Genomic DNA, 25,132 nt, shown 5'->3' with positions numbered 1-25,132 from the left:
CGGGCGGCCGGGGAACAAATTTTCGTCGTGGTGAGTGAACGGGGAATTGCCGGGCACTAGGACCAACGCAACGAGGTCCTGGCGACCATTCGGAGCCGGGACATACCGGTGGGGCGAACTGTGGCCGTTGTGAAGTGCAGGCGCGCAAGCGCCTGAAAACCGGACTTGACGATGGGAACTGAAAATGATCCTCCTTGGACTTCTTCTGCTTATTATCGGCCTGCTTGTTGGCATGGGCCTGCTGACGACGATCGGCGGCATTCTCATCGTCGTGGGCGTCATCCTGTGGATCCTGGGTGCGACCGGCCGCGCGGTCGGTGGACGCAAGCACTTCTTCTAACCCCGGAGTTGACCTTCGGGGTCGGAGGAAGCCGGGAATTCTGCCGAACCGGCAGACACCTGCGCATGCGGGCGGGCCGCGACGAATTTTCGTCGCGGCCCGCCCGCGCTTCGGGAGCTTCTGCGTATTACCTGCGGCAGCCCCCTGTGACGCGAGACGGGCCCGGCGCGCTTTCCGCGTGCCGGGCCCGTCCGTCGGTCACCTACTCGTCCGTGCGAGTCACTGACCCGCGGCCTTCTTCCTGCGCAGGAAGAACATCGCCGCGCCGCCCGCGGCGACGAGGGCCACCGCGACACCCGCGATCATCGGTGTGGCGCTGGAGCTACCGGTCACCGCGAGGTCACCGCCGCCGGTCGTGCCACCGGTGGTGCCCCCGGTGGTCTCACCGGAGGTGCCCCCGGTCGTGTCGCCCGTGGTGCCGCCGGCCGTGTCATCGGACGGGCTGGGGCTCGGGGTGGACGGCGGGGTCTCGCCACCACCGCTCGTCCCGGGGGGCGGGGTGCCCTGGGTCTCGCAGTCCAGGACGCCCTGGAAACGCTCCGAGAAGCCGTTCGGACCGGTGACGGTGATGTCGTACGCCTCGTCCTCGCCGACCGGGACGGTCACGGTCTTGCTGTCGCCACCGGCGACCGTGTGCTCGGCACCGGCCAGCTCGAAGGTGAAGTCGGAGTCACCGGCGTTGCTGACCGTGACGTCGATGCCGCCCGCGGTGCAGTTCTTCTCCGCGGTGACCGAGGGGATGGCGCCCTTCTTGGCCCAGTTCGCGGTCGCGGTCGCGGTGACCGTGGACTCGGTGGAGCCGGCGAGGATCTGCGTCTGGCTCTTGCTGGCGCTCGCGAAGGCCCGGCCGACCGGGACCTGTGTGGTGGTCTTGGCCGAGAGCGACGCGGTGCCGTCGGCGGTGCCCGCGGGCACGTCGAAGTACAGCTCGGTGCCGTTGACGGCCGACGTGACGGGCTGGCCGTCCTTGTCGGTCACCTTGACGCCTGCGGCGATGCCGGCGTCGGCGGCGACGGAGACCTTGTCGGCGTCGGTGTGCACGGTCACCGGGCCGAGCTTCTCGCCCGACTTGCCGGACACGGCGTTCGGGCCCAGCGTCAGCGAGGTCTTCGGCTCCTGGAGGTTCTGAGCCTGTGCCTCGAGCCAGTCCGCGAGCTTCTCGGCCTGCGCGTTCTTCGCCTCGACCTTCGCCCCGTCCGAGAACCGCCAGATGGCGACCTGGGTACCGGCGGCGGCCGTCTTCGGGGACAACTGCCCGGCACCCGACTTCTGGGCGAGCGCGTTCAGGTCGCCGGCCTGCGGGTAGGAGTTCCGGAGGATCCAGAGGATCTTTCCGGCGTCCTCGTTGGTGCCGAGGGAGGTCTGGCCCCAGGGGGTTTCGAGATACTTCGCCTTGTTCTGGGTCGGGTTGTGGATGTCGATGCAGTACGTCTGCAGTCGGCCACCACCCTGGACGTTCATCTCGAACAGGCCCGCGGAGACGCTCTTGGTCTTGCCGTCCCCGGTGTGGATGCGAGCCGAGTCGAACGTCTTCAGCCCGTCCAGAGTGGCAACCGCGCCACCCTGGTGGTGGACGTCGTCACCATCGGCCGAGGCGCTGCCGGCCCCGGCCAGCGAGCCCAGGACCAACAGGCCCACCGTGGCAGCCGTTGTGGCTATCCGGCGGCCGGCGGTACCCCGCCGGGTCGCGGAAGCGGAAAAGGTTGTCAACACAGAAGTCCCCTCCGGTGCGGCTCATCCTTAAGGCGCGTCAGATGCGCCACACGAGATACGTGGTGGGAGAGTCGCGAACACAGTCTCAAGTGCCCTGTGAGCACGTGGAGATAGTATGAAGAGGGGGTCGTCTGATGCCCATCGCTGGCACCTTTTGAACCTTCCGAATCGGAATCGTTACCTCCGGTGCGCGGGCTGGGCACCTCCGCTGGATCGCCCGGCTACACCCAGGTGTCCAGCCACATCCGGTCCCGCCACAGGTCCTCCGGGATCGACGTCCCGGTGTAGAGCGGCCAGAAGTAGATGAAGTTCCAGATGATCAGGAGCACCAGCACGCCTGCCGCGATCGCGCCCAGCGTGCGACGGCGTTCTCCTGTCGGGTCGTTGGCCCTCAGGCCCAGCTCCGCCCGGGTGCCCCTGCCCGCTGCCGGGCCCACGATCGCGCCCAGCATCATCGTGACCGCCAGACAGAGGAACGGGACGAACACCACCGCGTAGAACAGGAAGATCGTGCGCTCCTGGTAGAAGAACCAGGGCAGCCAGCCCGCCGCCACGCCGCACGCGATCGCGCCGGCCCGCCAGTCGCGGCGGAAGAGCCAGCGCCACACCACGTACGCGAGGGCGAAGCACGCCAGCCACCAGAGCAGCGGGGTGCCGATGGCCAGGACCTCGGCGGCGCACTTGCCGGTCGAGGACGCCGCGCAGCCCGTCTGCTCCTCGTAGAAGTACGAGACGGGGCGGCCGAGCACCAGCCAGCTCCACGGGTTCGACTCGTAGGTGTGGCCCGAGGTGAGGCCGACGTGGAAGTCGTACACCTGGGTCTCGTAGTGCCACAGGCTCCGCAGCCAGTCCGGGAGCCAGCTCCAGGACGAGCCCTTGCCTTCCGTGGCCGCCCAGTTGCGGTAGTAGCCCTTGTCCGTGACGATCCAGCCGGTCCAGGAGACGAGGTACGTGACGATCGCGACCGGGACCGTGGAGACGAAGGCGGGGAGCAAATCCCGGCGCAGGACCGCCGGGTACGGCTTCGCCGCGCCTGCCGTGCGGCGCGCTCCTACGTCCCACAAGACCGTCATCAGGCCGAACGCGGCCAGTACGTAAAGGCCGTTCCACTTCGTCGCGAACGCCAGGCCCAGCATCACGCCCGCCGTCAGCCGCCACGGCCGCAGCCCCAGGCGCAGGGTTTCCGCGATCCGGGCGTCCGGGCGCAGCACCCCGTCCTCGTCCACCGGCAGTGCGGCCGCCAGCCGTTGCCGGGCCCGATCGCGGTCCACCACCAGGCAGCCGAACGCCGCCAGCACGAAGAACATCACGATCAGGTCCAGCAGCGCGGTCCGGCTCATCACGAAGTGCAGGCCGTCCACCGCGAGCAGCAGCCCCGCCAGGCAGCCCAGGAACGTCGACCGGAACAGCCGCCGGCCGATCCGGCAGAGGAGCAGGACGGAGAGCGTGCCGAGCACCGCCACCATGAACCGCCAGCCGAACGGCGTGAAGCCGAAGAGCTGCTCACCGAAGCCGATGATCCACTTGCCCACCGGCGGGTGCACCACATAGCCGGGGTCGGTCGGGATCGGCACGGAGGAGGGGTCGTTGAGGATCTGCTTGTCGACGTCCTTGGGCCACGAACCCTCGTACCCCTGATTGACCAGCGCCCACGCGTCCTTCGCGTAATACGTCTCGTCGAATATCACCGCGTGGGGCTGGTCCAGCTTCCAGAAGCGGAGCAGGCCCGCGACCAGGGTGACCAGAAGCGGGCCGCCCCATCCCGACCAGCGCACCAGGCGGTCCGCGACGTGCGGCGGGATCGCGAGCACCGACCACACCTGCCGTCCCGGCCGGGTGTACGGCGGGTCCAGCCGGTCGCGGAGAGAGGTCTCCGGGCGCGGGACATGGCCGAAGCGGCGCAGCCGCCGTTGCCAGGAGGTCGGCTGTTCGCCGAGCGGGTCCCCGGCGTCTTGGCCCCGCTGGGTCTCGGGTGCGGTACTGGTCACCGCGCCATCGTAGGGAACGCATCTGTGCGAAGGGTGCGGCGCGTGCTGCGAGGATGGCTGATGTGACTGGAACGACTGGAACGCTCGTGCTCGCAGGGACCCCCATCGGTGACGTGGCGGACGCCCCGCCACGCCTGGCCGCCGAACTGGAGCGGGCCGACGTCGTCGCCGCCGAGGACACCCGGCGGCTGCGCCGGCTCACCCAGGCGCTCGGCATCCACACCTCGGGGCGTGTCGTCTCCTACTTCGAGGGGAACGAGTCCGCCCGTACCCCTGAGCTGGTGGAGGCTCTCGTCGGTGGAGCCCGGGTGCTCCTCGTGACGGACGCGGGGATGCCGTCCGTCTCCGACCCGGGATACCGGCTCGTCGCCGCCGCCGTGGAGCGCGACATCCGTGTCACCGCCGTGCCGGGGCCGAGCGCGGTGCTGACCGCCCTTGCCCTCTCGGGGCTGCCCGTCGACCGTTTCTGCTTCGAGGGGTTCCTGCCGCGCAAGGCGGGTGAACGGCTCTCCAAGCTCCGTGAGAACGCCGACGAGCGGCGCACCATGGTCTTCTTCGAAGCTCCGCACCGACTCGACGACACCCTTGCCGCCATGGCCGAGGTCTTCGGCGCCGAGCGGCGCGCCGCCGTCTGCCGTGAGCTGACCAAGACGTACGAGGAGGTCAAGCGCGGCCCGCTCGGTGAGCTGGCCGTGTGGGCCGCCGACGGTGTACGCGGGGAGATCACCGTCGTCGTCGAGGGGGCCACCGACTCCGGCGACGAGGGGCTGGACGCCGAGGAGCTCGTACGGCGCGTGCGCGTGCGCGAGGAGGCGGGGGAGCGGCGCAAGGAGGCCATCGCCGCCGTCGCCGCCGCTGCCGGGGTGCCCAAGCGGGAGGTGTTCGACGCGGTGGTGGCCGCCAAGAACGCCGAGAAGGACACCGAGAAGGACGCGGGGAAGGCTCCCAAGCCGTAGGCGTACATCACGCGCGAACCTCAGTAGCTCACGCGGGAGCCTGACCAGCTCACGCGTGAGCCGTCCACGTCGGGTCACGCGTGAACCCTCCGCGTCAGATCACGCGGTGAGCCCTCTACGTCACGCGTCAGCCCCAGCGGTCAACGCGTTTCCGTCAGCAGCCCGTACGCCGTCGCCACGAACGTGTCCGCCCGGTGCACCCGCCTCGTCGCCGTCGCCGCCACCGCCAGGCTCGTCCCGGGGCGGAACCCGAGGAAGGCCTGCTGGCCGAGGGTCGCTCCCGCGTGGAAGAGGACCGGGCCGTACGGGGTCGGGTGCTGGAACCACGTCAGCGTGTGGGTGTGCGTGTGGCGCCAGCCCCGCCGGAGCACCGGGCGGGTCACCTCGGTGAGCGCGGTCGCCAGTGAAGGGTCCGTCGGGGAGCCCGTGGCGCCGCCCACATGCGCCTCCAGGAACGTCAGCAGGTCCAGCGGTGACGAGCGCAGCGCCCCCGCCGCCGTGAAGCCTCCCGTGTCCAGCGCCGGCAGCGGGGTTCCGTCGCGGCGGTGGCCCGTCGCGTCGGTGCCGTCCGGGCCCGGGCGCAGCAGCGTGGCCTCCAGGCCCAGCGGGGCCAGGACCTGCTGGTGCAGCAGCACCTCCCACGGGGTGCCGGTGGCGGCGGCCAGCGTGTGGCCGAGGACGGAGACCGCGAAGTTCGAGTAGTGCCAGCGGGTGCCGGGGCGGTGGCGCGGGCGGGCGCGGAGGAAGGCCCGCACCACCCGGTCCGCCGGATAGTTGCCGTACGGGTCGCTCGACCAGCGCGGCACCGCCTGCGGGTAGAAGTCGGCGGGCAGGCCCGGCAGCCCCGAGGTGTGGGTGAGCAGATGGCGCAGGGTGATCCGGCGCACCGCCGGGTGCACCGGGAGGCCCGGGGCCAGCAGGTCCGCCGCCCGGTCCTCGTACCGCACCCTCCCCTGCGCCACCAGCCGGGCCAGCAGCAGCCCCGCGAACGGCTTCGACGCCGAGCCCAGTTCGTGGTGCAGGCGCTCGCGAGGGATCGGGCCCGGCTCCGCGCTGCCGCCCGTGTGGACCGTACGGACTCCGGTCCGGCTCATCGCGAGCACCACGTCCGGGGCGTCGATCCGCCCCGCCGCCTCGGCGAGAAGGCGTGCGGTGGCCGGCGAAGCCGGGGCGTCCACAGGAGGTACGGAGAGGTCCGTCATGCCGGGGCCGGTTCCGCGCTCAGGTCGGACAGGGCGCGGCTCATCGCCAGCGCCGAGGCGAACGCGGCCACCAGCGTCGGGTGGTAGACCAGGTCGAACACCGACGCCTCGTCCCCCTCCGGCATCCCGCCCACCACCGGCATCGCCCCGTCCGGCTGCTGCGCCTGCGCGAAGCCCGCCCAGGCCGCCGCGTCCAGGGTCGGGGACGGCAGGCAGGCGTCGACCACCAGCAGCTCGCCCAGCAGGTCCCAGCGCTTCAGGTCCAGCCAGTCGTCCAGCCAGGCCGGCAGCCACAGCTCCAGGTACTCCGCGAGGTCGGCCGGCAGTCCGGCCGGCCTCTCGCCCCAGTCGGTGAGGTGGAAGACCGTGTGCGTGATGTCGTAACCGATGTGGCCCTCGGCCGTCCACGGTTCGGGCCGCCGCGCCAGCCAGGTGTGCGCCAGCGCCGCCGTCTCCGGAACGCTCGGCTCCACCCCGAACCGCCGCTCGATCGCGCTCAGCCCCAGCCGCCGTACCGGCAGCACCTCCAGCGCCGCCCAGCTGGCGAGGCGGTGGTTGAGGCGGATCGCCGACTCCAGCTCCGGCTGCCGGTAGCCCAGCTCCCGGAACGGTACGTAGACCTCCAGCGGCACCGGTGAGAGCGGTTCGCGCCGCTGGCCCTCCAGCAGCCGCGCACCCGAGCCCAGCAGCTCGTGCCAGGCGTGGTCCAGGAGCTTGTGCGCGAGTGCGGACTGCCGCGAACCCGCCACACCCTCGCGGAAGATGACCTTCCCGATCAGCGCCAGCTCGCCCAGCGGCTTGAACCGGTCCAGCATCCCCGCCTCCGGGGACGGGTCGGACTCCAGCCGGAACCCTTCGCGGTGCTCGTACAACCAGCCCAGGGCCTTCGCCCCGACGTCATGGATCTGCTGGATGCCGCTGCTGCTCATGGGGTGTGCCTTTCCCGGCCGGGCGTGACCTCGTCCGTCAGCGACCTCAGCGACAGAGCCGCCGCGAAGGCCGTGACGAGGGTGGAGTGGTAGCAGTCGATGAAGGGGTACGGGTCCGGCGCGTCCTCGCGGACCGGTACGCCGGTCTCCGGGACGCAGCCCGTCGCGTGCTGGACATCGGCCAGCACCGGCCAGACCGCGTCCAGCAGCTCCACGGGCGCCGGGCCCGGCAGTGAGGCGGCCACCGCGAGCAGCTCGCCCGTGAGGTCCCACTGGCCGCTCTCCAGACAGCCGTCGGCCCACGCGGGCAGCCAGGTCCGCAGGTACGCGTCCGTCTTCTCCGGCACCCGGTCGGGCATCCGGCCCCAGTCGGTGAGGTGGAAGACGGTGTGGGTCAGCGCGTAGCCGGACGGGCCCTCGAACATCCACGGCTCCGAGAGCCCGCCCAGCCAGGTCCGGGACAGGACCGCGCCCGCGTCCGTGTGGGTCACCACACCCACCCGCCGCTCGGAGTTGATCAGCCCGAGCTGGCGGTTGGCGTGCTGCTCGGTGTGGGCCCAGGCGCGGGTGGCGGTGAGCGGCCGGGCCAGGGCCTCGAACCCCTCGTGGCGCAGCCCGTACCCGGCGAAGGCCGCGTAGATCTCGTACGGGTACGCCGCGAAGGGCTCCGCGCGGAGCAGCTCCAGGAGGAGCTGACCTTGGGAGACCTCCTGCCAGGCGTACGTGACCAGGGCCCCGGCCACCTCGTGCTCCGGGGTGCCGGGGGCGGTGGCGGTGCGGACCGTGGAGCAGAGCTGGGCCAGTTCGCCGAGGGGTTTGAGCGTGGCGTTGACCTGGGTGCGGGGGTCCAGGACGTCGTCGGGGAGCCCGAACTCCGCCCGGTGCGCGTCGGTCCAGGCGAGCGCGGTGCGCAGGACGTGCGGGAGGACGGCGAGCGCGGCGCCGGGGGAGGCGTGCTCCCGTGGGGCCGGACCGGGGTGCGCCGGGGCGGCCGGGCGAGGCCCGGCACCGCGGCGGTCGGCGGGGTCCGGGTGTCCCTGGGGCCCCTGCGTCGCGGTCGTCGTCATCGTGCCCTCGCCTCGGCCATCAGCCGGGCGGCCCGGATGTGCAGGGTGACGCGGGGGTCGAGGCCGCCCATCAGCTCCACGAAGTCCAGGCCGCGCTCCAGGCCCAGGGTGGCCGGTTCGCCGCCGATCGCCGCGAGCCAGCGGCCCGCGCCCGCCGCCTGGAGCCAGTCGCGCCGCCGCACCGCCCGGACGAAGCCGCGCGAGAGGTCGACCGCCCGCGTCGCCGCCGCTCGCTGCACGGCCGAGGGGGCGGCCGGTACGGCGAGGGGGGCGAGCACCGAGAGCTGGTGGGTGAAGGACTGCCAGGGCGCCTGCTCCAGCCAGGCGGCGTCGGGCTCCGCGTACGTCCCGGTGGGTGCGGTGGCCCCCGTCGTGCCCGCCGCTCCGGTCGCGCCCGTCTCGCCCGCAGGCCGGGCCACGCGCTGGAGGGTGGAGATCATGTGCCAGTGGCTCCAGGCCGTCGCGGCCGGAGCATCGGGCTTGGGCGGGAATTCCCGTACCGCCCGGTCGAGTACGGCGACATCCCCGGGATGCGGATGACGGCCGTACAGAACGCTGGGCAGCAGCAGATCGGCACCGATGACCCGCGCGGCCGCGATTCCGGTCCTGTTCTCCTCGTCGATTCCCGCCGCGCCGCACACCGTGGCGAGGTGGTCCCCGCTCCGAAGAGCGAGGACCACCTCAGTTGCCAGGTCATGCACGGCACCCGCCAGCGGGGACGCAGCATGTGTCTGGTCCATGTTCCGACGTTCAGCCCTTCTTCGGGCGCGGGGTCGGAGGCGAAAGCAGCAGGGCGCCGCCGCCGGCGAGAAGCGCGAGGTAGGCGCACTCGCGGGAGTCGCGGTAGACGCCGTCGATCTCGCCCGGGTTGAGCGCCGCGTCGAGGTCGGTCTCGATTTCGGTGGCAGTGGTGTCCGTGGTGTACATGGGTGCTCCCCATCCTGTGGGAAATCGGGTTGGTGTACGTACCGAGTCACGCTTGACGTACATATCGAGTGAAAGGGAGGAATGCGGGCGCCGCAAATCGGGGCTGGACATCCGTGGTAATAGGGGATTCAATTGAATGATGAATTCATCGGCGAATGGGTGAGGGAAGGCCGGGAATTCGGGGAATTATCGGGGGTGCGTGGGGGTGGTGCGCGGGCGCATTGACCTGGGGTTGCGGGCGCGTTCGGGGGCGCTCGGTGGAGCGTCGGTCACCGGTTGTCTGCTCCCGCGGTCACGGCCTGTCCTGTCGTCGGCCATGCGGCGGCAAAGGGCGCCCAAAGGAAGCCAAGAACGCATCAATATCGCCTCTGACCTGGTGCGTCGGTCCGGGTGCGGGTGTCCACTGGAAGGGACGGGCCACCTGACCGAAACCCTCGGGCGGGACGGCCTTCCCCGGAGTGCCTGACCGGCGGACAAGAGGAGCGGGTATGAGCGAGATCGCAGCGACCACCGTCCACGAGGCCTACGCCTTCGCCTGCATGCGGTGCGGGTACGGCTGGGAGCAGTCCTACGAGATAGAGCACCACGTGGACGGCGAAGGCCATGAGTTCGTCGTCTACACGGCCGACGGCCAGCGTGTGCCGTCCCCGCTCTCCACGCCCACCTGCACCAACTGCGGCGGGCACGTGGTGCGCATCATGCGGTCCGGCCGGGTGGCCGGTGCGCAACAGTCCCTGCACACCTCGCGGCGCGCGAAGGAGGACGCCGAGAAGGTCCCGGCCGCCCGCTCCGCCGACCGCCACTGGCGCCTCTCGGACCTGCTGCACCCGTTCCACCGCAGGTGACGAGGGCGATGTGACCGGGCCCGGCCCACCGGCGTCGCGCCTCCCCGCGTGAGGACCCCGTCCTCGTACGCCGGTGCACCGGGCCCTCGTAGAGTCGTCCGCATGAGCCGTACCGAAGCCCCGCCGCTGCCCGACCCCCTCCGGGTCCCGGTCGCCGACTCCCACACCCACCTGGACATGCAGGACGCCACCGTCGAGGAGGCCCTCGCCCGGGCCGCCGCGGTGAACGTCACGACGGTGGTCCAGGTGGGGTGCGACGTGGCCGGCTCCCGCTGGGCCGCCGAGACCGCCGCCGCCCACCCGGCCGTCCACGCCTCGGTCGCACTGCACCCGAACGAGGCCCCGCGCATCGTGCACGGCGACCCGGAGGGCACCGCGCGGCAGGGGGCCCGCGAGCCCGGCGGCAAGGCGGCGCTGGACGACGCGCTCGCCGAGATCGACGCGCTGGCCGCGCTCGGCCAGGTGCGCGGGGTCGGCGAGACGGGCCTGGACTTCTTCCGTACCGGCCCCGAGGGCACCGCCGCCCAGGAGGAGTCCTTCCGGGCCCACATCGAGATCGCCAAGCGGCACGGCAAGGCCCTGGTCATCCACGACCGGGACGCGCACGCGGACGTGCTGCGGGTCCTGGCGGACGCGGGGGCGCCCGAGCGGACCGTGTTCCACTGCTACTCGGGCGACGCCGAGATGGCCGAGATCTGCGCGCGGGCCGGGTACTTCATGTCCTTCGCCGGCAACGTGACCTTCAAGAACGCCCAGCCGCTGCGCGACGCCCTCGCCGTCGCCCCCACCGAGCTGGTCCTCGTCGAGACGGACGCGCCTTTCCTCACCCCCGCCCCGTACCGCGGACGGCCCAACGCCCCCTACCTCATCCCCGTCACGCTCCGCGCCATGGCCGAGGTGAAGGGGCTGGACGAGGACACGCTGGCCGCCGCGGTCTACGACAACACGGCACGCGCGTTCGACTTCTGAACCCGGAAGCGCACGCTGCGTAGCCGTGTCGCTTTGGAGAGTGACCAGCGCTCCGCTATCGTCCCCGCGCACGACGGGGCGGCAGCAGGCGGATCTTCGGGAGCGGCGTGAGCACTTCGCAGGGCAGTCACCGGGCGGCGCGCGGCCGACGGCGTACGGCACTGGCGCCGCCGCCCCCGCTCCGGTGCCGGTCTCCTTGCCCGGCACCTTCCGACAGGCCTTCCCCGACCCGTTCCACCAGCGGCTGACCGTGGCCGACGGCGCCCTCGTGGAAGGCCTCGCGGCGCCGGGCGTCCACGCTCCGACCGTGGCCGACACCCCGCTCGCCGGACCGCCGCCCGTGGTGCCCGGCCCCCAGCCCACCCGCGCCGACACCCGGCGGGCCGCCAGACGCCGCCGTACGTTCGCGAGAGTGCCGTTCACCGGAAACCCGTTCGCGGCGAACCCCGACACCCTCCGCCGCCTCGTCCCGCAGGCCCTCGTCGTCGCCTTCCTGGCCGGGGGCACCACCGCGTTCGTCGCCCACGACAAGGCCGTCCGGCTGGACGTCGACGGCACGCCCCGCACCCTGCACACCTTCGCCGACGACGTCACCGGACTCCTGGCGGACGAGGGAGTCACCCTCGGCGCCCACGACCGCGTCTCCCCGGCCCCCGGCACCGACCTGACCCACGGCGACGAGGTCACCGTCCGCTACGGCCGCCCCGTCGACCTCACCCTCGACGGCCACCACCGCCGGGTCTGGACGACCGCCGACACCGTGGACGGGGCCCTGCGCGCGTTCGGGGTCCGCGCCGAAGGGGCGTACCTCTCCGCCTCCCGCTCCGCCCGGATCGCCCGCACCGGCCTCACCCTCACCGTCCGCACCGAACGCACCGTGACCTTCATGGCCGACGGCCAGGAGCGCACCGTGCGCACCAACGCCGCCACCGTCCACGAGGCCCTCGCCCAGGCGGGCATCACCCTGCACGGCCAGGACACCACCTCGGTCGGCCCCGGAAGCTTCCCGCGCGACGGCCAGACCGTCTCCGTCCTGCGGATCACCGACAGCCACGAGGTGCACGAGGAGAGCGTCCCGTACGCCGTCGAACGGAGCGAGGACCCCGAGCTGTTCCGGGGCACCGAACTCGTGGAGCGGGCCGGGCGCAACGGCGTGCGCCGGGTCACGTACGCCGTCCGGACCGTCAACGGCGTACGGCAGAAGCCCCGCAGGACCGGGGAGGAACTGGTCCACCGGCCGGTCAGCCGCGTCGTGCGCACCGGCACCCGGCAGCGGCCCGCCTCCGTCGCCGGGGCGGACGGGCTGAACTGGTCCGCGCTCGCCGCCTGCGAGTCCGGCGGGCGGGCGGGGGCGGTGGACCCGAGCGGGACGTACGGCGGGCTCTACCAGTTCGACACAGAGACCTGGCAGTCCCTCGGCGGCGGCGGGCGGCCCCAGGACGCGCCCGCCGCCGAGCAGACGTACCGGGCGAAGAAGCTCTACGTGCAGCGGGGGGCGAGTCCGTGGCCGCACTGCGGCCGTAGGCTTACCGGGTGAGCAGCACAGAGCCCGACGCCCTCCTGGGCCCCGCAGACATCCGCGACCTGGCAGCGAAGCTGGGCGTACGCCCGACCAAGCAGCGCGGTCAGAACTTCGTCATCGACGCCAACACGGTCCGCCGTATCGTGCGCACCGCCGAGGTCCGCCCGGACGACACCGTCGTCGAGGTCGGCCCCGGGCTCGGCTCGCTGACCCTGGCGCTGCTGGAGGCGGCGGACCGGGTGATCGCGGTCGAGATCGACGATGTGCTCGCGGCCGCGCTGCCCGCCACGGTCCAGGCCCGGCTGCCGGAGCGCGCCGAGCGGTTCGCCCTGGTCCACTCCGACGCGATGCTGGTCACCGAGCTGCCCGGCCCCGCGCCCACCGCGCTCGTCGCCAATCTCCCGTACAACGTGGCGGTCCCCGTCCTGCTCACCATGCTGGAGCGCTTCCCCAGCATCGAGCGGACCCTCGTCATGGTCCAGGCCGAGGTCGCCGACCGGCTGGCCGCCCGCCCGGGCAACAAGGTCTACGGTGTGCCGTCGGTGAAGGCCAACTGGTACGCGGAGGTCAAGCGCGCCGGGTCCATCGGCCGCAACGTCTTCTGGCCCGCCCCGAACGTCGACTCCGGCCTCGTCTCGCTCGTCCGCCGCACGGAGCCCATCGCCACCACCGCGAGCCGCGCCGAGGTCTTCGCGGTCGTGGACGCGGCCTTCGCCCAGCGCCGTAAGACCCTGCGCGCGGCCCTGTCCGGCTGGGCCGGCTCCGCGCCCGCAGCCGAGGCCGCGCTGGTCGCCGCCGGGGTCTCGCCGCAGGCGCGCGGGGAAGCGCTGACGGTGGAGGAGTTCGCGGCGATCGCGGAGCACAAGCCGGAGGTGCCGTCCCTGTGAGCACGGTCCGTACGGGCGTCACCGTCCGCGTCCCCGCCAAGGTCAACGTCCAGCTCGCCGTGGGCGCCGCCCGCCCCGACGGCTTCCACGACCTGGCCAACGTCTTCCTCGCCGTCGGCCTGTATGACGAGGTCACCGCCACCCCCGCCGACGAGCTGCGCATCACCTGCTCGGGCCCGGACGCCGCCCAGGTGCCTCTGGACCGGACGAACCTCGCCGCCCGGGCCGCCCTCGCGCTGGCCGAGCGGTACGGCATCGAACCCGCCGTCCACCTCCACATCGCCAAGGACATCCCGGTCGCGGGCGGCATGGCGGGCGGCAGCGCCGACGGGGCGGCCGCCCTGGTCGCCTGCGACGCCCTGTGGGGGACCGGCGCGAGCCGGGACGAGCTGCTCGCCATCTGCGCCGAGCTGGGCAGCGATGTGCCGTTCAGCCTGGTGGGCGGGGCCGCGCTCGGCACCGGACGCGGTGAGAAGCTGACCCCGATCGAGGTGGGCGGGGACTTCCACTGGGTCTTCGCGGTGGCGGACGGGGGGCTGTCCACGCCTGCGGTGTACGGGGAGTTCGACCGGCTCACGGCCGGGGCGGACGTCCCCGAGCCGACCGCCTCGCCCGCGCTGCTGGCGGCCCTGCGCTCCGGCGGTTCCGGCGCACTCGCGGCGGCCCTGAGCAACGACCTCCAGCCCGCCGCGCTCTCCCTGCGCCCCTCCCTCGCCGACACCCTGGCGGCCGGCACCGGGGCGGGGGCGCTGGCCGCCCTGGTCTCCGGGTCGGGGCCGACGACGGCGTTCCTGGTGGCGGACGAGGCGGCGGCCCACAAGGTGGCCGACGCGCTCCTGGCGTCCGGGACCTGCCGGAACGCGCGGGTGGCGCCGGCCCCCGCACCTGGCGCGCGTGTGGTGACGGCGTCCTTGTGAGCCGCTGAGGCGGCGGGCGGCTCAGCGGCCCGTCGAACCGTCGATCAGTTCACGCAGGATGTCCGCGTGACCGGCGTGGCGGCCGGTCTCCTCGATCATGTGGGCGAGCGCCCACCGGACGCTGGGCGCGGGCTTGCCCGGCTGCGGCCGGGGGACCGGTGCGGCCAGGTCGGTGCACCCGTCAAGGACGGTGTTCGCGCCCTCGACCGCCGTACGGTAGCGGGCGACGACCTCGGCCACGCTGTCCTCCGGCGCGGCCGAGAACGTGGCCTGCCAGTGGGTGACCCGCTCCCCGAGGAAGATCGCGCGTTCGACGTACGTCAGGTGGTTGAGCAGGCCGAGCAGGTTCGTGCCCGAGCGCACGGCGGCGGTCCGGACCTCCGGTTCGGGGGCGCCCTCGACCTTCGCGGCGACCGAGGTCCGCAGGTAGTCGAGGAAGCCGCGCAGGGTCTCGGCCTCGGTGGTGCCGGTCCGGGGCGGCGGGGTGTCACGGGTGGCCATCGGCTCCTCCTTTGCGGGTGCGGGCGTCAGGCCGTGCGGCGGACGACCAGGACGTGGTCGGTGACCTCGGCGGTGGTGCCGTCCGGGCCGGTCGCGGTCCGGCGGGGTGCGTCGGCCCGCTCCACCGTCCAGGCCGCCGGGTCGAGAGCGAGGCCGTCGGCGACCTCCTGCGGGCTCGGGAAGGAGGCGTCGGGGTCCTGGTTCCACGACCAGGGCGCGGTCGAACCGTGGTCGACGACCAGCAGCCGTCCGCCCGGCCGCAGCGCGTGGGCGGCCCGGCGCAGGACGGCCGCCCGGTCCAGGTCGTACGGGGTGTGCAGATAGTGGGCGGTGACCAGGCCGAACCCGCCCTCGGGGCCGTCCGGGAAGGTCGCGCCCAGGTCGTGCCGCTCGGCGGTGACCCGGTCGCCCAGGCCGAGCGAGCGGGCCAGGGCGGTGAGCCTCTCGACCGCGACCTCCGAGACATCGACGGCGGTGACCCGCCATCCCCGGCGCGCGAGCCACAACGTGTCGCCGCCCTCACCGCAGCCGAGCTCCAGCGCGTCGCCGGGCGGCAGGTCCGCGACCGTCTCGGTGAGCCGGACGTTGGGCCGGGGGTCGGTGGCCACGGGGCGGGCGGCGTAGATGCCGTCCCAGGAGGTGCGGGCGTCGTCGGTGGTCAACGGAGGGCTCCTTCGTCCGGGACGCGCGGCGGGGCGCGCTGTCGGGTGTTCGCCCAGTGTGGTCACCGGCTGCCGCGATCCGCACGAGAAGTTGCCGTACCGGCAAACCGCTCAGGAGGTGGAGGACGGGTCGTTCTCCTCGTGCAGGTAGCCGTTGAAGCTCGTCGTGCAGTCGCTGAAGTCCTGCGCGAGCCTGACGGTGACCGTGGTGGTGGCCGGGAGCGGGTCGCCGGGCCGGGGACTGGAGTCGCAGATGTACCAGCCGTCGTGATCCCGAGGGACGGTGACGTCCTTGTGCTGGGCGGCGGCCGTCAGGCGCGCGGGGGACAGGCCCTGGCGGTTGAACTCCGTCCGCGCCTGCCCGTAGGTCCTGCTGTGCAGGGCGGGCATCACCGCATCGGGCGTGGGGGCGGTCGAAGCGGTGGCCGGGGCGGTGGTCGTGGCCGGGGAGGTGGGCGGGGCCGTGGTCGTCGCGACGGTGGCGGGCGAGGAGGACGGGGTGTCGTCGCCGGCCGGTACGCCGTTCGAGCATCCGGCCAGGGCGAGCACGCCGACGAGGACCGACGGGGCGAGGCGGCGAGGATTGCGCACCATGGTGGTACTCCGATCCGGGAAGCGGTGAAAGGCGTCCGCACGCAACGGAGCCGACCGATTTGCGGCGTCCCCTGCGCTTATCTCCTACCCCGTACCGAGACGGCCAACGGGGCGCACAGGCGGCGCCATCCCGCGTACTCAGTAACCGAATTGAGTACCCGTACCCTCCCGCCGCACCCCCGTCCGCCGCGAACGTATGCGCATGGGATCACCAGTTCGCGTACTCGCCGAGGCCACCCCCGCCACCCGGGACCGCTACGTCGATCTGCTGCGCGTCGCCTCGCTCGGCGCGGTCGTGCTCGGGCACTGGATGATGGCGGCCGTCACCCCGGACGGGGTCGGCAACCTGCTCGCCGTCGTACCGGCCCTCCAGCCGCTGACCTGGCTGCTCCAGGTCATGCCGGTGTTCTTCTTCGTCGGCGGCTTCGCGCACGCCCTGTCGTACCGCTCCCTGCTCCGCAGGCGCCCCGAGGGCTCCACCGACTCCGTCTACGCGGCGTTCCTGCGGGCCCGGCTCCAGCGGCTGCTGCGCCCCACCATGGTCTTCGTCCTCGTCTGGGGCGCGGCCGCGCTCCTCGTCCAGCTGCTCGGCGGGGGCGGCGGACTGACCGGGGTCATGCTGCGGCTGGTGACCCAGCCGCTCTGGTTCATCGGGATCTACCTGGCGATGGTGGCGTTCACCCCGCCGCTGCTGAGGCTGCACGAGCGGTACGGCTGGGGCGCGTTCGCCGGCCTCGCGGGTGCGGCGGCGGCCGTGGACGTGCTGCGGTTCGCGGCCGGAGTCCCGTACGTCGAGTTCCTCAACTTCGCCTTCGTCTGGCTCGCGGTCCACCAGCTCGGCTTCCTGCGCGCCGACGGCCGCCTCGGCGTCGGGCCGGGCCTCGCCGCCCTCCGCCGCCCCGCCCTGCTCGCCGGGGCCGGGCTGACCGGTGCGGTGGCCCTGGTGGCGGCCGGGCCCTACCCGCTCTCCATGGTCGGGATGCCCGGCGAGAAGGTCAGCAACATGGCCCCGCCCACCCTCGCCCTGCTCTGCCACGGCCTCTGGCTGGTCGGCGCGGTCGAACTCCTCCGCGCCCCGGCCGCCCGGCTCCTGGCCCGCCCCCGCGCCTGGGCCACGGTGGTGGCGGCCAACGGGGTGGCGATGACCGCGTTCCTCTGGCACCTCACGGCGATGCTCGGGGTGTACGGGGCGATGCTCGCCCTGGACGTCCCGCTCCCCGAACCGGCCACCGCCGCCTGGTGGGCCCAGACCCCGCTGCGGCTCGCGGCCGCCGCCGCGCTCGCCGCCGCCCTGGTCGCCGCCTTCCGCACCTTCGAACGTCCGGCCCCCACGGCCCCCGGCGCGGGCTCCGGCCCCCTCGCCGCCCTGGGCGTCACGCTCTGCCTGCTCGGCGTGCTCGGCCTCTCCATGGTCGGCTTCGCCGGCCTGCTGGAGGGCCGCACGGCCCTGCTGATCGCCATCCCGGTCTCGGCCCCCGCCGCCGTCGCGACGACCCTGTGCGGCTGGCTCCTGGTGGAGCGGGCGGGGCGGGGTGTCCTGCGCGACCGGGGCATGTCCGGCAGATCCGGGCGTCAGCGGCCGTAGTGGTAGCGGCAAGCGGCGACGCGGACCTCGTCGTCGACCGCTTTGTCCTTCGCCCGGGACTCCGTGTAGGTCACCGTCCGCATACCGTGCTCCGACGTACGTCATTCCGTACGTACAGGAAACTGCACGACTCCCTGTGGTCGGCGGCAAGAGCGCGCCACAGGCCCCCCTCCGCCGCGCCGTACCCTGGGAAGGTCGATCAACCCCCCGGGCAGGAGTGAAATGGCCGTCAATCTGGTCAATGTCGAGCAGGTCAGCAAGGTGTACGGCACCCGTGCCCTGCTCGACGGTGTATCCCTCGGGGTGTCCGAGGGCGACCGGATCGGGGTCGTGGGCCGGAACGGCGACGGCAAGACCACCCTCATCCGGATGCTCGCCAAGCTGGAGGAGGCGGACACCGGCCGCGTCACCCACAACGGCGGGCTGCGGCTCGGGGTGCTGACCCAGCACGACTCCCTGGACCCGGCCAAGACCATCCGCCAGGAGGTCATCGGCGACCTCGCCGACCACGAGTGGGCGGGCAGTGCCAAGATCCGCGACGTGCTCACCGGGCTCTTCGGCGGGCTCGCCCTCCCCGGCTTCGAGCACGGGCTCGACACCGTCATCGCCCCGCTCTCCGGCGGTGAGCGCCGCCGTATCGCGCTGGCGAAGCTCCTCATCGACGAGCAGGACCTGATCGTCCTCGACGAGCCCACCAACCACCTCGACGTCGAGGGCATCTCCTGGCTCGCCGGACACCTCCGCACCCGGCGCTCGGCCCTCGTCTGCGTCACCCACGACCGGTGGTTCCTCGACCAGGTCTGCACCCGCATGTGGGACGTGCAGCGCGGCACCGTCCACGAGTACGAGGGCGGCTACAGCGACTACGTCTTCGCCCGCGCCGAGCGTGAGCGGATCGCCGCCACCGAGGAGTCCAAGCGGCAGAACCTCATGCGCAAGGAGCTGGCCTGGCTGCGCCGGGGCGCCCCCGCCCGCACCTCCAAGCCGCGCTACCGCATCGAGGCGGCCAACGAGCTCATCGCCGACGTGCCGCCCCCGCGCGACACCAGCGAGCTGATGAAGTTCGCCAACGCCCGCCTCGGCAAGACCGTCTTCGAGCTGGAGGACGTGACCGTCCAGGCCGGGCCCAAGACCCTGCTCACCCACCTCACCTGGCAGCTCGGCCCCGGCGACCGGGTCGGCCTGGTCGGCGTCAACGGCGCGGGCAAGACCTCGCTGCTGCGCGCGCTGGCCGAGGCCGCTCGTACGCAGGGCGACGAGCAGCCCGCCGCCGGGAAGATCGTCGTCGGCAGGACCGTCAAGCTCGCCTACCTCTCCCAGGAGGTCTCCGAGCTCAACCCGAACCTCCGCGTCCTGGAGGCCGTCCAGCAGGTCCGCGACCGGGTCGACCTGGGCAAGGGCCGCGAGATGACGGCGGGTCAGCTCTGCGAGCAGTTCGGCTTCACCAAGGAGAAGCAGTGGACGCCCGTCGGCGACCTCTCCGGCGGTGAGCGCCGCCGGCTCCAGATCCTGCGGCTGCTGATGGACGAGCCCAACGTCCTCTTCCTCGACGAGCCCACCAACGACCTGGACATCGAGACCCTCACCCAGCTGGAGGACCTCCTCGACAGCTGGCCCGGATCGATGATCGTGATCTCCCACGACCGGTTCTTCATCGAGCGCACCACGGACAAGGTCATGGCGCTCCTCGGCGACCGCGCCCTGCGGATGCTGCCGCGCGGCATCGACGAGTACCTGGAGCGCAGGCAGCGCATGGAGGAGGAGGCCACCCCCTCCGCCGCCGCCCCCTCGCGCGGCGCCGCCGCCCCGGCCGCCCCCGCCGTCTCCGCGCAGGAGGCCCGCGCAGCGAAGAAGGAGCTCCAGAAGGTCGAGAGGCAGCTCGACAAGCTCTCGACCCGGGAGACCGCGCTGCACAAGCAGATCGCGGAGAACGCCACCGACTTCGAGAAGGTCGCCGGACTCGACGCCGAGCTCCGCGAACTCGTCACCGAGCGCGACGAGCTGGAGATGCGCTGGCTGGAGCTGGCCGAGGACGCCTGAGGACAGGCGGGCCGACGGCAGCTGAGCGGCCGGGCCGGGGAGGCCTGAGCGCGGCCCGGCCGAGCGGGTAGGGCCGTACGAGGGGGAGGCGTACGGGTGCCCGCCGCCTTCCGGTGGTGGCCGCAAGGTCCGGGAGGGCATCTTCTCCGAGGCGCGGGCCGCCTGCTCCGGCGGGCGCGCGGTGCTCCTGCGGCCGTTCGTCAGCGGGGGTGACGACGAGCAGCCCTGGCGTCGGAGGCGACGCCGTGGTCGGGGAGGAGAAGGGCACCGTCCCGATGCTCGTCCTCGGTGACTGGCCGTCACCTTCCGCCGGTCGTAACGAGGGCATCACAACGCGGTTCTCCCTTGGGAACAGCGGGTGGACCGATCCGGTGTTCGACGGCAGGTGGGTGGTACAAAGAAGCCCCGCCCGACTGTCGTGACACCGCGGAAGCCATGCCCGATTCGCTCCTTTCCGAGGGGAATTGAACCCTTCCGGAATCGCGGGGGAGACCGGATCGGGCACCGGACCGCACGAAGGGGGACGTGCTGATGAGCCAGCCGCCCAGCCAGCAACCGCCGCAGGGGGGCTTCGGGGCTCCGCAGGAGCCGCCGCAGGGGACTCCTCAGCCGCCACAGGACCAGCAGCCGCCGTCCCTGGCCAAGCAGCCGGAGCAGACGCCGCCCGCCGAGCCGCCGCAGGCCCCGGCGGGTCCGCCCGCTCAGCCCCCGGCCCCCGCCGGCCCGCCGCAGACACCGCCCCCGGGCGACCCGGCGTACGGCTACCCCCAGGCACCCCCGGCCCAGCCGGGCTACGGCTACCCCCAGGCCCCGGGACAGGCCCCGGGGCCGTACGGCCAACAGGCCCCCGGCCAGGCGCCCGGCCCCTACGGTCAGCAGCCCGGCCCTTACGGCCAGCCCGGCCCCTACGGCCAGCCCGCCCCCGGTCCCTACGGCCAGCCCACGCAGCCCGGTTACGGCTACCCGCAGCAGCAGTACCCCGGCGCCCCCGCCCCGGGCGGAACCGGCGGCGGTCCCTTCAAGGGGAAGACCGGCATCCTCGCCGCGGCGGCCGTCGCCGTCGTCCTGCTCGTCGGCGCGGGCGCCTGGTACGTGGTGAGCGACAGCGGCGACGACCCCAAGAAGCCGGTCGCGGGCCCGAGCAGCGCCCCCAAGGCACCCGAGACGCCCAGCGCCTCCCCCTCGGTCGACGAGGGCGACGGCACCGGCGGTGGCCGGGAGACGAACGACGACCTCAACGCCGGGCGCAAGCCGGGCGAGGCCAAGGTCGCCTGGCTCCAGAAGAACGAGGTCGACCTCCCGCGCAACGGCGGCGAGATCCACGGCCCCTGGTTCGTGGACGACACGATGGTCACGGCTCTGTACCGGGGGATCTCCGGCTACGCCGTCGCCGACGGCAAGAAGAAGTGGACCGTCCCGCTCCCCGCCGACATCTGCGCCACCCCCAACACGGTCTCTTCCGACGGCAAGATCGTCATCGGCATCAAGAACGGCACCACGGACCGGTCCAACTGCTCCGTGATGCAGATGATCGACCTCAAGACCGGCAAGGCCGGCTGGAAGGCCGAGGTCAAGAAGGCCGGCGCCTTCGACCTGATATCCGACATCGGTCTCGCGATCAGCGGGAACACGGTCACCGCCGGGCGGACCAGCTACTCCAGCGCCTACCGGGTCAGCGACGGCAAGGAGCTGTTCGGCACCCCCACGGGCAACTGCAAGACCTTCGCCTTCGCCGGCGGCCCGAAGCTGATCGCCGCCGCCAACTGCCGCAACGGCGACACCGACAACCCGCAGCACCAGCTCCAGGAGCTGGACCCGGTCACCGGCAAGGCCAGGTGGACCTACCAGCCGCCGGCCGGGTGGGAGATCAAGAAGACCTACTCGGTGACCCCGCTCGTGGTCTCACTGGAGAACCGGAAGAAGAAGCAGTGGTCGGTGGCCGCCTTCACCGACAAGGGCAAGCTCCGCTCCCAGCTGAGCCCCGCCAAGGGTGACGAGGTCGTCGCCAACTGCGGCGGACTGCTCTCCATCTTCGGTCAGAAGCTCGAAGGGTGCACCGGGGTCGCCGCCGACGCCGACACCTTCTACATGGCCACCAAGGCCGGTACGGGCGCCGGGCGGACGAACAAGGTCGTCGCCTTCGACCTGAACACCGGTAAGCCCAAGTGGACGGCGGCCGCCCCGGCCGAGCGCACCATGAGCCCGATCGGGATGGAGGGCGGCAAGGTGCTGCTCTACCTGGAGCCGCGCTACGACAAGGCCGGCGCCATCCTCACGCTCCCGCCGACGGGCGGCACCCCCGCTGTCCTGCTCCAGCACCCGGCGGGGACCAACCGGATCGAGAACAGCCTCTACGGAGGGCAGACCGCCCGGTACGAGGGCGGTCAGTCCTACCTCCTGCCCAGGCGGCTCAGCGGCCGTGACGACGGCGAGATGGAGCAGGCGACGGCGTTGGTGTTCGCCAAGTGACCGCCGCCCCCACAGCATCCGAAACTCCCACACAACCCCCGTCCCCCGAGGTACGTACGCGATGACCCAGCCGCCGCAGCAGCCCCCCAACGAGCCTCCCCACGAGCCGGCCGACCCGTCGTCGGACCAGCCGTCGGGCGAGCAGCCGAGCCGGCCCCCGGCCGGTCCGCCCGCCGGTGGGTTCGGTGCCCCGCAGGACCCGCCGCCCGGTGGGTTCGGTGAGCCGACCCCGCCGCCCGCGGATCCCTTCGCCAAGCAGCCCCCGCCCGCCGCCCCGCCCACCCCGCCGGCCGGTGGCTACGGCTCCCCGCCGCCCCCGCCCGCCGGGGCCTACGGCGCACCGCAGCCCGGCTACCCGACCCCGCCGGCCCCGCAGCCCAACGGTTACGGCTACCCGCAGGCCCCGCAGCCCGGTTACGGCTACCCGCAGGGCGCCCCCGGCCAGCCGGGTCAGCCCGGGTACCCGGGGCAGCCCGGCATGCCGCAGCAGGGCTACGGCTACCCCACCCAGCCGATGTACGGGGCTCCGCAGCCCGGCCCGGCCGTCCCCGGCGGTGGCAAGAAGTTCAGCACCCAGATGCAGATCATCGTCGCCGCGGCCGTCGCCGTGGTGCTGATCATCGGCGCGGCTGTCGTCTACAGCGTCACCAAGGACGACGGCGGCAAGGACGACCAGGCGTCCACGTCCGGCTCCACCGGCGGCGGCGAGGGCAAGGGCGGTGACGGCAAGGGCACCGAGGGCGGCGGCCTGGCCGGCGGCAGCGAGAAGGCCCCCGGCAACACGAGCTCCCAGGTCGCCTTCCAGGTCCCGCAGCCGGAGGTCTCCACGGTCACCTCGGTCAAGGGCTCCTGGCTCACCGACAAGGCGTACGTGAAGCCCGGTGCGAGCGAAGTCGTCGCCTACGACCGGGACAAGGGCGCCAAGCTCTGGACCCTGCCGGTCGACGGCGAGGTCTGCGGCGCCTCCCGCCACATGACCAAGGACTACAAGACGGCGATCCTCTTCAAGGAGGGCAAGCCGACCAAGGAGAAGAAGTACCCCGCGTGCAACCAGGTCGGCGTCGTCGACCTGGCCACGGGCAAGCTCCTGTGGAGCAAGTCCGTCACCTCCGCCACCGGCGGCGACCGGCCGGTCCAGTTCGACGAGGTCACGCTCAGCGGGACCACCGTCGCCGCGGGCGGCACCTCGGGCGGCGCGGCCTTCAAGCTGGCGGACGGCGCCGAGCTCTGGAAGCCGAAGGTCGACGGCAACCGCTGCTACGACACCGGGTACGCGGGTGGCGAGGCCCTCGCCGTGGTCCGCAAGTGCGGCTCGTACGACAGTCCGCAGCTCCAGATCCAGGCGCTGAACCCGGCGACCGGCGCACCGCTCTCCTCGTTCCAGATGCCCGCGGGCGTCGACTACGCGTCCATCGTCTCCACCAAGCCGCTGGTGGTCGCGGCCAACGTCGGCGACACCGCCAACGACGGCAGCGGCATCTCCGACTTCTTCTCGATCGACGCGGCGACCGGCAAGCTGATCGTGCGGATCTCCGCCGACGCGGAGAAGTACGCGGCGCGCTGCGGCTCCACCGATGTCGAGAGCTGCCGCGCGGCGGTCGTCGGCAACAACCGGCTCTACCTGCCGACCGAGGACCACGACGGTGCGAGCGAGTACGGCGACACCAACGAGGTCGTCGCCTTCGACCTGACCACCGGCAAGCTGCTGGGCGGCCGGGCCGACGCGGGTGAGCGCTACAGCCTGATCCCGATCCGGATGGACGGCACCAGCGTGATCGCGTACAAGAAGCCCCCTTACGACAAGGGCGGCCAGATCGTCTCCATCGACGGGGAGACCTTCAAGCAGACGCTGCTGATGGAGAACCCCGCTGATGAGTCGGTCCGGAAGGCGGAGACCGCGTTCTCCGTCGACCACTCCGAACTCCTCTACGGGGAGGGCCGGTTCTTCCTCTCGAAGCAGCTGATCAGTGAGCGCCGCGACAGCCAGCCGGACGAGAGGCTCAACCTCGCGATGGGCTTCCGCACCGGCTGACCGTCCGCTCACCCGTAGTTCCGCGACAGCCCTGCCAGTTGATCACCGACTGGCAGGGCTGATCGTTTTCCGCCCTTCCCGCGATCCTCAAGTGGCCCTCAACGGAGCAGAATTCGGCATTCACAGGGGCTTCTCCCCCGTAAGGGGCACACGCCGTCGAACAAGCGTGTACGTTGCCGGGTCAGGAGCCCGGGGGGCCGGTAACCAGGGCGTACGGGGCATTTGGAGCTTGATCGATGAGCGTGCGGCTCATGGTGGTCGACGATCACCGCCTGCTCGCCGAGGCACTGGCCTCGGCGCTGAAACTGCGCGGGCACCGGGTGCTCGCGGCGGCCGCCCCGACGTCCGGGTCGGCGGAGCTGGTGGTCAGCAGGGCCCCGGAGGTCTGTCTCTTCGGTACGGCCTCGCCCGCCGCGCCGGGGGTGTTCGACCCGATCGTGCGCATCGGCCAGGAGCGCCCGCAGGTCGCGGTGGTGGTCCTCGGGCCGGTGCCGAGCCCGCGCGGGATCGCCGCGGCCTTCGCGGCCGGTGCGGCGGGGTACGTCCGCCACGACGAGCGCATCGAGGGCGTGGAGCGGGCGATGCTGAAGGCGCGGGCGGGGGAGAGCGCGGTCGCCCCGCAGCTGTTGCGCGGTGCCTTCGCCGAGCTGCTCAACCCGGCGGCCCAGCCCGACGACGAGGGCCGCCGGCTGCTCCGGATGCTGACCCCGCGCGAGGCGGAGGTCCTGGTCCGGGTGGCCGAGGGCGAGGACACCCGGCTGATCGCGGCCGGGATGCGGATCGCGCCGAGCACCGCCCGTACGCATGTCCAGCGGGTCCTGATGAAGCTGGGCGTCGGCTCCCGGCTGGAGGCGGCCGCCCTCGCGGCCCGCACCGGGCTGCTGGACCGGGCGGCGGGCAGCAGGAGCGGCGACGGCAACGACGGCGGTACGCCGCAGGGGCCGTACGTCCCCGGGCAGCGCGGGTGACGTACGGCCCCTGCGGGCA

22 protein-coding genes are annotated in these 25,132 nt (G+C 72.8%); 12 read left to right on the top strand and 10 right to left on the bottom strand.

The genetic code is table 11. From position 1 onward, the window contains the following. Positions 1-184: 184 nt before the first annotated feature. Positions 185-340 carry a hypothetical protein gene (locus tag D6270_RS13095; protein WP_109165237.1) on the top strand — a complete coding sequence of 52 codons (156 nt, stop codon included), beginning with the start codon at positions 185-187 and terminating at the stop codon, positions 338-340. A 219-nt stretch (positions 341-559) separates the two neighbouring features. On the opposite strand, the gene D6270_RS13090 is transcribed toward D6270_RS13095, so the two are convergent. Then, on the bottom strand, positions 560-1,978 hold the full coding sequence (locus D6270_RS13090; protein WP_225976834.1) for a Cys-Gln thioester bond-forming surface protein: 1,419 nt from the start codon (positions 1,976-1,978) through the stop codon (positions 560-562). Positions 1,979-2,274: 296 nt separating this feature from the next. Continuing rightward, on the bottom strand, positions 2,275-4,041 hold the full coding sequence (locus D6270_RS13085; RefSeq protein ID WP_109165238.1) for a dolichyl-phosphate-mannose--protein mannosyltransferase: 1,767 nt from the start codon (positions 4,039-4,041) through the stop codon (positions 2,275-2,277). 53 nt (positions 4,042-4,094) lie between these two features. On the opposite strand from D6270_RS13085, the gene rsmI reads away from it, so the two are divergent. Then, entirely contained in the window at positions 4,095-4,997 is a 903-nt protein-coding gene (gene rsmI, locus D6270_RS13080) for a 16S rRNA (cytidine(1402)-2'-O)-methyltransferase (RefSeq protein WP_204117124.1), read from the top strand. A gap of 140 nt (positions 4,998-5,137) precedes the next feature. Here the strand turns inward: rsmI and D6270_RS13075 are convergent, their stop codons facing one another. From D6270_RS13075 to D6270_RS33005, 5 genes are read right to left on the bottom strand one after another with little or no spacing between them, the layout of a single operon-like run. After that, complete coding sequence (locus D6270_RS13075) at positions 5,138-6,199, bottom strand: serine hydrolase domain-containing protein (protein ID WP_109165240.1); 1,062 nt, start codon at positions 6,197-6,199, stop codon at positions 5,138-5,140. Further along, positions 6,196-7,128 (bottom strand): DUF6895 family protein, encoded by a 933-nt coding sequence (locus tag D6270_RS13070; RefSeq protein WP_109165241.1) that lies wholly within the window; start codon positions 7,126-7,128, stop codon positions 6,196-6,198. Before D6270_RS13070 ends, D6270_RS13075 begins: the two co-directional genes overlap by 4 nt. After that, positions 7,125-8,195: a DUF6895 family protein gene (locus tag D6270_RS13065; RefSeq protein ID WP_109165242.1), complete on the bottom strand. Its 1,071-nt coding sequence runs from the start codon at positions 8,193-8,195 to the stop codon at positions 7,125-7,127. Before D6270_RS13065 ends, D6270_RS13070 begins: the two co-directional genes overlap by 4 nt. Next, positions 8,192-8,935 carry a hypothetical protein gene (locus tag D6270_RS13060; protein WP_109165243.1) on the bottom strand — a complete coding sequence of 248 codons (744 nt, stop codon included), beginning with the start codon at positions 8,933-8,935 and terminating at the stop codon, positions 8,192-8,194. The genes D6270_RS13065 and D6270_RS13060 overlap by 4 nt, the downstream gene beginning before the upstream one ends. Positions 8,936-8,945: 10 nt before the next feature. After that, complete coding sequence (locus D6270_RS33005; RefSeq protein WP_093685815.1) at positions 8,946-9,122, bottom strand: hypothetical protein; 177 nt, start codon at positions 9,120-9,122, stop codon at positions 8,946-8,948. Between the two features lie 488 nt (positions 9,123-9,610). On the opposite strand from D6270_RS33005, the gene D6270_RS13055 reads away from it, so the two are divergent. From D6270_RS13055 to D6270_RS13035, 5 genes are all read left to right on the top strand, one after another. Beyond that, positions 9,611-9,967: a hypothetical protein gene (locus tag D6270_RS13055; protein WP_109165244.1), complete on the top strand. Its 357-nt coding sequence runs from the start codon at positions 9,611-9,613 to the stop codon at positions 9,965-9,967. Positions 9,968-10,069: 102 nt separating this feature from the next. Then, positions 10,070-10,936, top strand: a complete 867-nt coding sequence (locus tag D6270_RS13050; protein ID WP_109165245.1) for a TatD family hydrolase — start codon at positions 10,070-10,072, stop codon at positions 10,934-10,936. Positions 10,937-11,120: 184 nt separating this feature from the next. Further along, positions 11,121-12,473 carry a resuscitation-promoting factor gene (locus tag D6270_RS13045; RefSeq protein WP_391040334.1) on the top strand — a complete coding sequence of 451 codons (1,353 nt, stop codon included), beginning with the start codon at positions 11,121-11,123 and terminating at the stop codon, positions 12,471-12,473. After that, entirely contained in the window at positions 12,470-13,345 is an 876-nt protein-coding gene (gene rsmA, locus D6270_RS13040; RefSeq protein ID WP_109165246.1) for a 16S rRNA (adenine(1518)-N(6)/adenine(1519)-N(6))-dimethyltransferase RsmA, read from the top strand. The genes D6270_RS13045 and rsmA overlap by 4 nt, the downstream gene beginning before the upstream one ends. Further along, positions 13,342-14,262: a 4-(cytidine 5'-diphospho)-2-C-methyl-D-erythritol kinase gene (locus tag D6270_RS13035; protein WP_109165247.1), complete on the top strand. Its 921-nt coding sequence runs from the start codon at positions 13,342-13,344 to the stop codon at positions 14,260-14,262. Before rsmA ends, D6270_RS13035 begins: the two co-directional genes overlap by 4 nt. A 21-nt stretch (positions 14,263-14,283) precedes the next feature. Here the strand turns inward: D6270_RS13035 and D6270_RS13030 are convergent, their stop codons facing one another. The 3 genes from D6270_RS13030 to D6270_RS32495 form a co-directional block, all read right to left on the bottom strand. Continuing rightward, complete coding sequence (locus D6270_RS13030; protein WP_109165248.1) at positions 14,284-14,763, bottom strand: DinB family protein; 480 nt, start codon at positions 14,761-14,763, stop codon at positions 14,284-14,286. A gap of 26 nt (positions 14,764-14,789) precedes the next feature. Beyond that, a complete protein-coding gene (locus tag D6270_RS13025) occupies positions 14,790-15,425 on the bottom strand; it encodes a class I SAM-dependent methyltransferase (RefSeq protein ID WP_109165249.1) in 636 nt (211 codons plus the stop codon). Between the two features lie 111 nt (positions 15,426-15,536). Beyond that, on the bottom strand, positions 15,537-16,019 hold the full coding sequence (locus D6270_RS32495; protein ID WP_158650504.1) for a PASTA domain-containing protein: 483 nt from the start codon (positions 16,017-16,019) through the stop codon (positions 15,537-15,539). 202 nt (positions 16,020-16,221) lie between these two features. Here D6270_RS32495 and D6270_RS13010 point away from each other — a divergent pair, with 202 nt between their 5' ends. The 5 genes from D6270_RS13010 to D6270_RS12990 all read left to right on the top strand — a co-directional run bounded on the left by D6270_RS13010 (position 16,222) and on the right by D6270_RS12990 (position 25,113). After that, complete coding sequence (locus D6270_RS13010) at positions 16,222-17,604, top strand: acyltransferase family protein (protein WP_109165252.1); 1,383 nt, start codon at positions 16,222-16,224, stop codon at positions 17,602-17,604. 222 nt (positions 17,605-17,826) lie between these two features. Continuing rightward, positions 17,827-19,644, top strand: a complete 1,818-nt coding sequence (locus tag D6270_RS13005; protein WP_109165253.1) for an ABC-F family ATP-binding cassette domain-containing protein — start codon at positions 17,827-17,829, stop codon at positions 19,642-19,644. A gap of 531 nt (positions 19,645-20,175) precedes the next feature. Next, positions 20,176-22,113: an outer membrane protein assembly factor BamB family protein gene (locus tag D6270_RS13000; RefSeq protein WP_109167469.1), complete on the top strand. Its 1,938-nt coding sequence runs from the start codon at positions 20,176-20,178 to the stop codon at positions 22,111-22,113. A gap of 61 nt (positions 22,114-22,174) precedes the next feature. After that, positions 22,175-24,145 carry an outer membrane protein assembly factor BamB family protein gene (locus D6270_RS12995; protein WP_109165254.1) on the top strand — a complete coding sequence of 657 codons (1,971 nt, stop codon included), beginning with the start codon at positions 22,175-22,177 and terminating at the stop codon, positions 24,143-24,145. Positions 24,146-24,381: 236 nt separating this feature from the next. Further along, entirely contained in the window at positions 24,382-25,113 is a 732-nt protein-coding gene (locus D6270_RS12990; RefSeq protein WP_109165255.1) for a response regulator transcription factor, read from the top strand. Positions 25,114-25,132 lie beyond the last annotated feature (19 nt).

This window comes from Streptomyces griseus subsp. griseus (assembly GCF_003610995.1).
Classification (GTDB): Bacteria; Actinomycetota; Actinomycetes; order Streptomycetales; family Streptomycetaceae; genus Streptomyces.
Note: the sequence above shows the minus strand (reverse complement) of the source record. Positions and strands in the feature narration are given on the sequence as shown.

What these genes read in the sequence shown, in the direction of transcription:
- D6270_RS32495 (WP_158650504.1), bottom strand. Translation starts at nt 16,019, where the DNA reads ATGGTGCGCAATCCTCGCCGCCTCGCCCCGTCGGTCCTCGTCGGCGTG.
- D6270_RS13095 (WP_109165237.1), top strand. Translation starts at nt 185, where the DNA reads ATGATCCTCCTTGGACTTCTTCTGCTTATTATCGGCCTGCTTGTTGGC.
- rsmI (WP_204117124.1), top strand. Translation starts at nt 4,095, where the DNA reads ATGGCTGATGTGACTGGAACGACTGGAACGCTCGTGCTCGCAGGGACC.
- D6270_RS33005 (WP_093685815.1), bottom strand. Translation starts at nt 9,122, where the DNA reads ATGTACACCACGGACACCACTGCCACCGAAATCGAGACCGACCTCGAC.
- D6270_RS13050 (WP_109165245.1), top strand. Translation starts at nt 10,070, where the DNA reads ATGAGCCGTACCGAAGCCCCGCCGCTGCCCGACCCCCTCCGGGTCCCG.
- D6270_RS12990 (WP_109165255.1), top strand. Translation starts at nt 24,382, where the DNA reads ATGAGCGTGCGGCTCATGGTGGTCGACGATCACCGCCTGCTCGCCGAG.
- D6270_RS13055 (WP_109165244.1), top strand. Translation starts at nt 9,611, where the DNA reads ATGAGCGAGATCGCAGCGACCACCGTCCACGAGGCCTACGCCTTCGCC.
- D6270_RS13000 (WP_109167469.1), top strand. Translation starts at nt 20,176, where the DNA reads ATGAGCCAGCCGCCCAGCCAGCAACCGCCGCAGGGGGGCTTCGGGGCT.
- D6270_RS13070 (WP_109165241.1), bottom strand. Translation starts at nt 7,128, where the DNA reads ATGAGCAGCAGCGGCATCCAGCAGATCCATGACGTCGGGGCGAAGGCC.
- D6270_RS13005 (WP_109165253.1), top strand. Translation starts at nt 17,827, where the DNA reads ATGGCCGTCAATCTGGTCAATGTCGAGCAGGTCAGCAAGGTGTACGGC.
- D6270_RS13010 (WP_109165252.1), top strand. Translation starts at nt 16,222, where the DNA reads ATGGGATCACCAGTTCGCGTACTCGCCGAGGCCACCCCCGCCACCCGG.
- D6270_RS13030 (WP_109165248.1), bottom strand. Translation starts at nt 14,763, where the DNA reads ATGGCCACCCGTGACACCCCGCCGCCCCGGACCGGCACCACCGAGGCC.
- D6270_RS13065 (WP_109165242.1), bottom strand. Translation starts at nt 8,195, where the DNA reads ATGACGACGACCGCGACGCAGGGGCCCCAGGGACACCCGGACCCCGCC.
- D6270_RS13060 (WP_109165243.1), bottom strand. Translation starts at nt 8,935, where the DNA reads ATGGACCAGACACATGCTGCGTCCCCGCTGGCGGGTGCCGTGCATGAC.
- D6270_RS13075 (WP_109165240.1), bottom strand. Translation starts at nt 6,199, where the DNA reads ATGACGGACCTCTCCGTACCTCCTGTGGACGCCCCGGCTTCGCCGGCC.
- D6270_RS12995 (WP_109165254.1), top strand. Translation starts at nt 22,175, where the DNA reads ATGACCCAGCCGCCGCAGCAGCCCCCCAACGAGCCTCCCCACGAGCCG.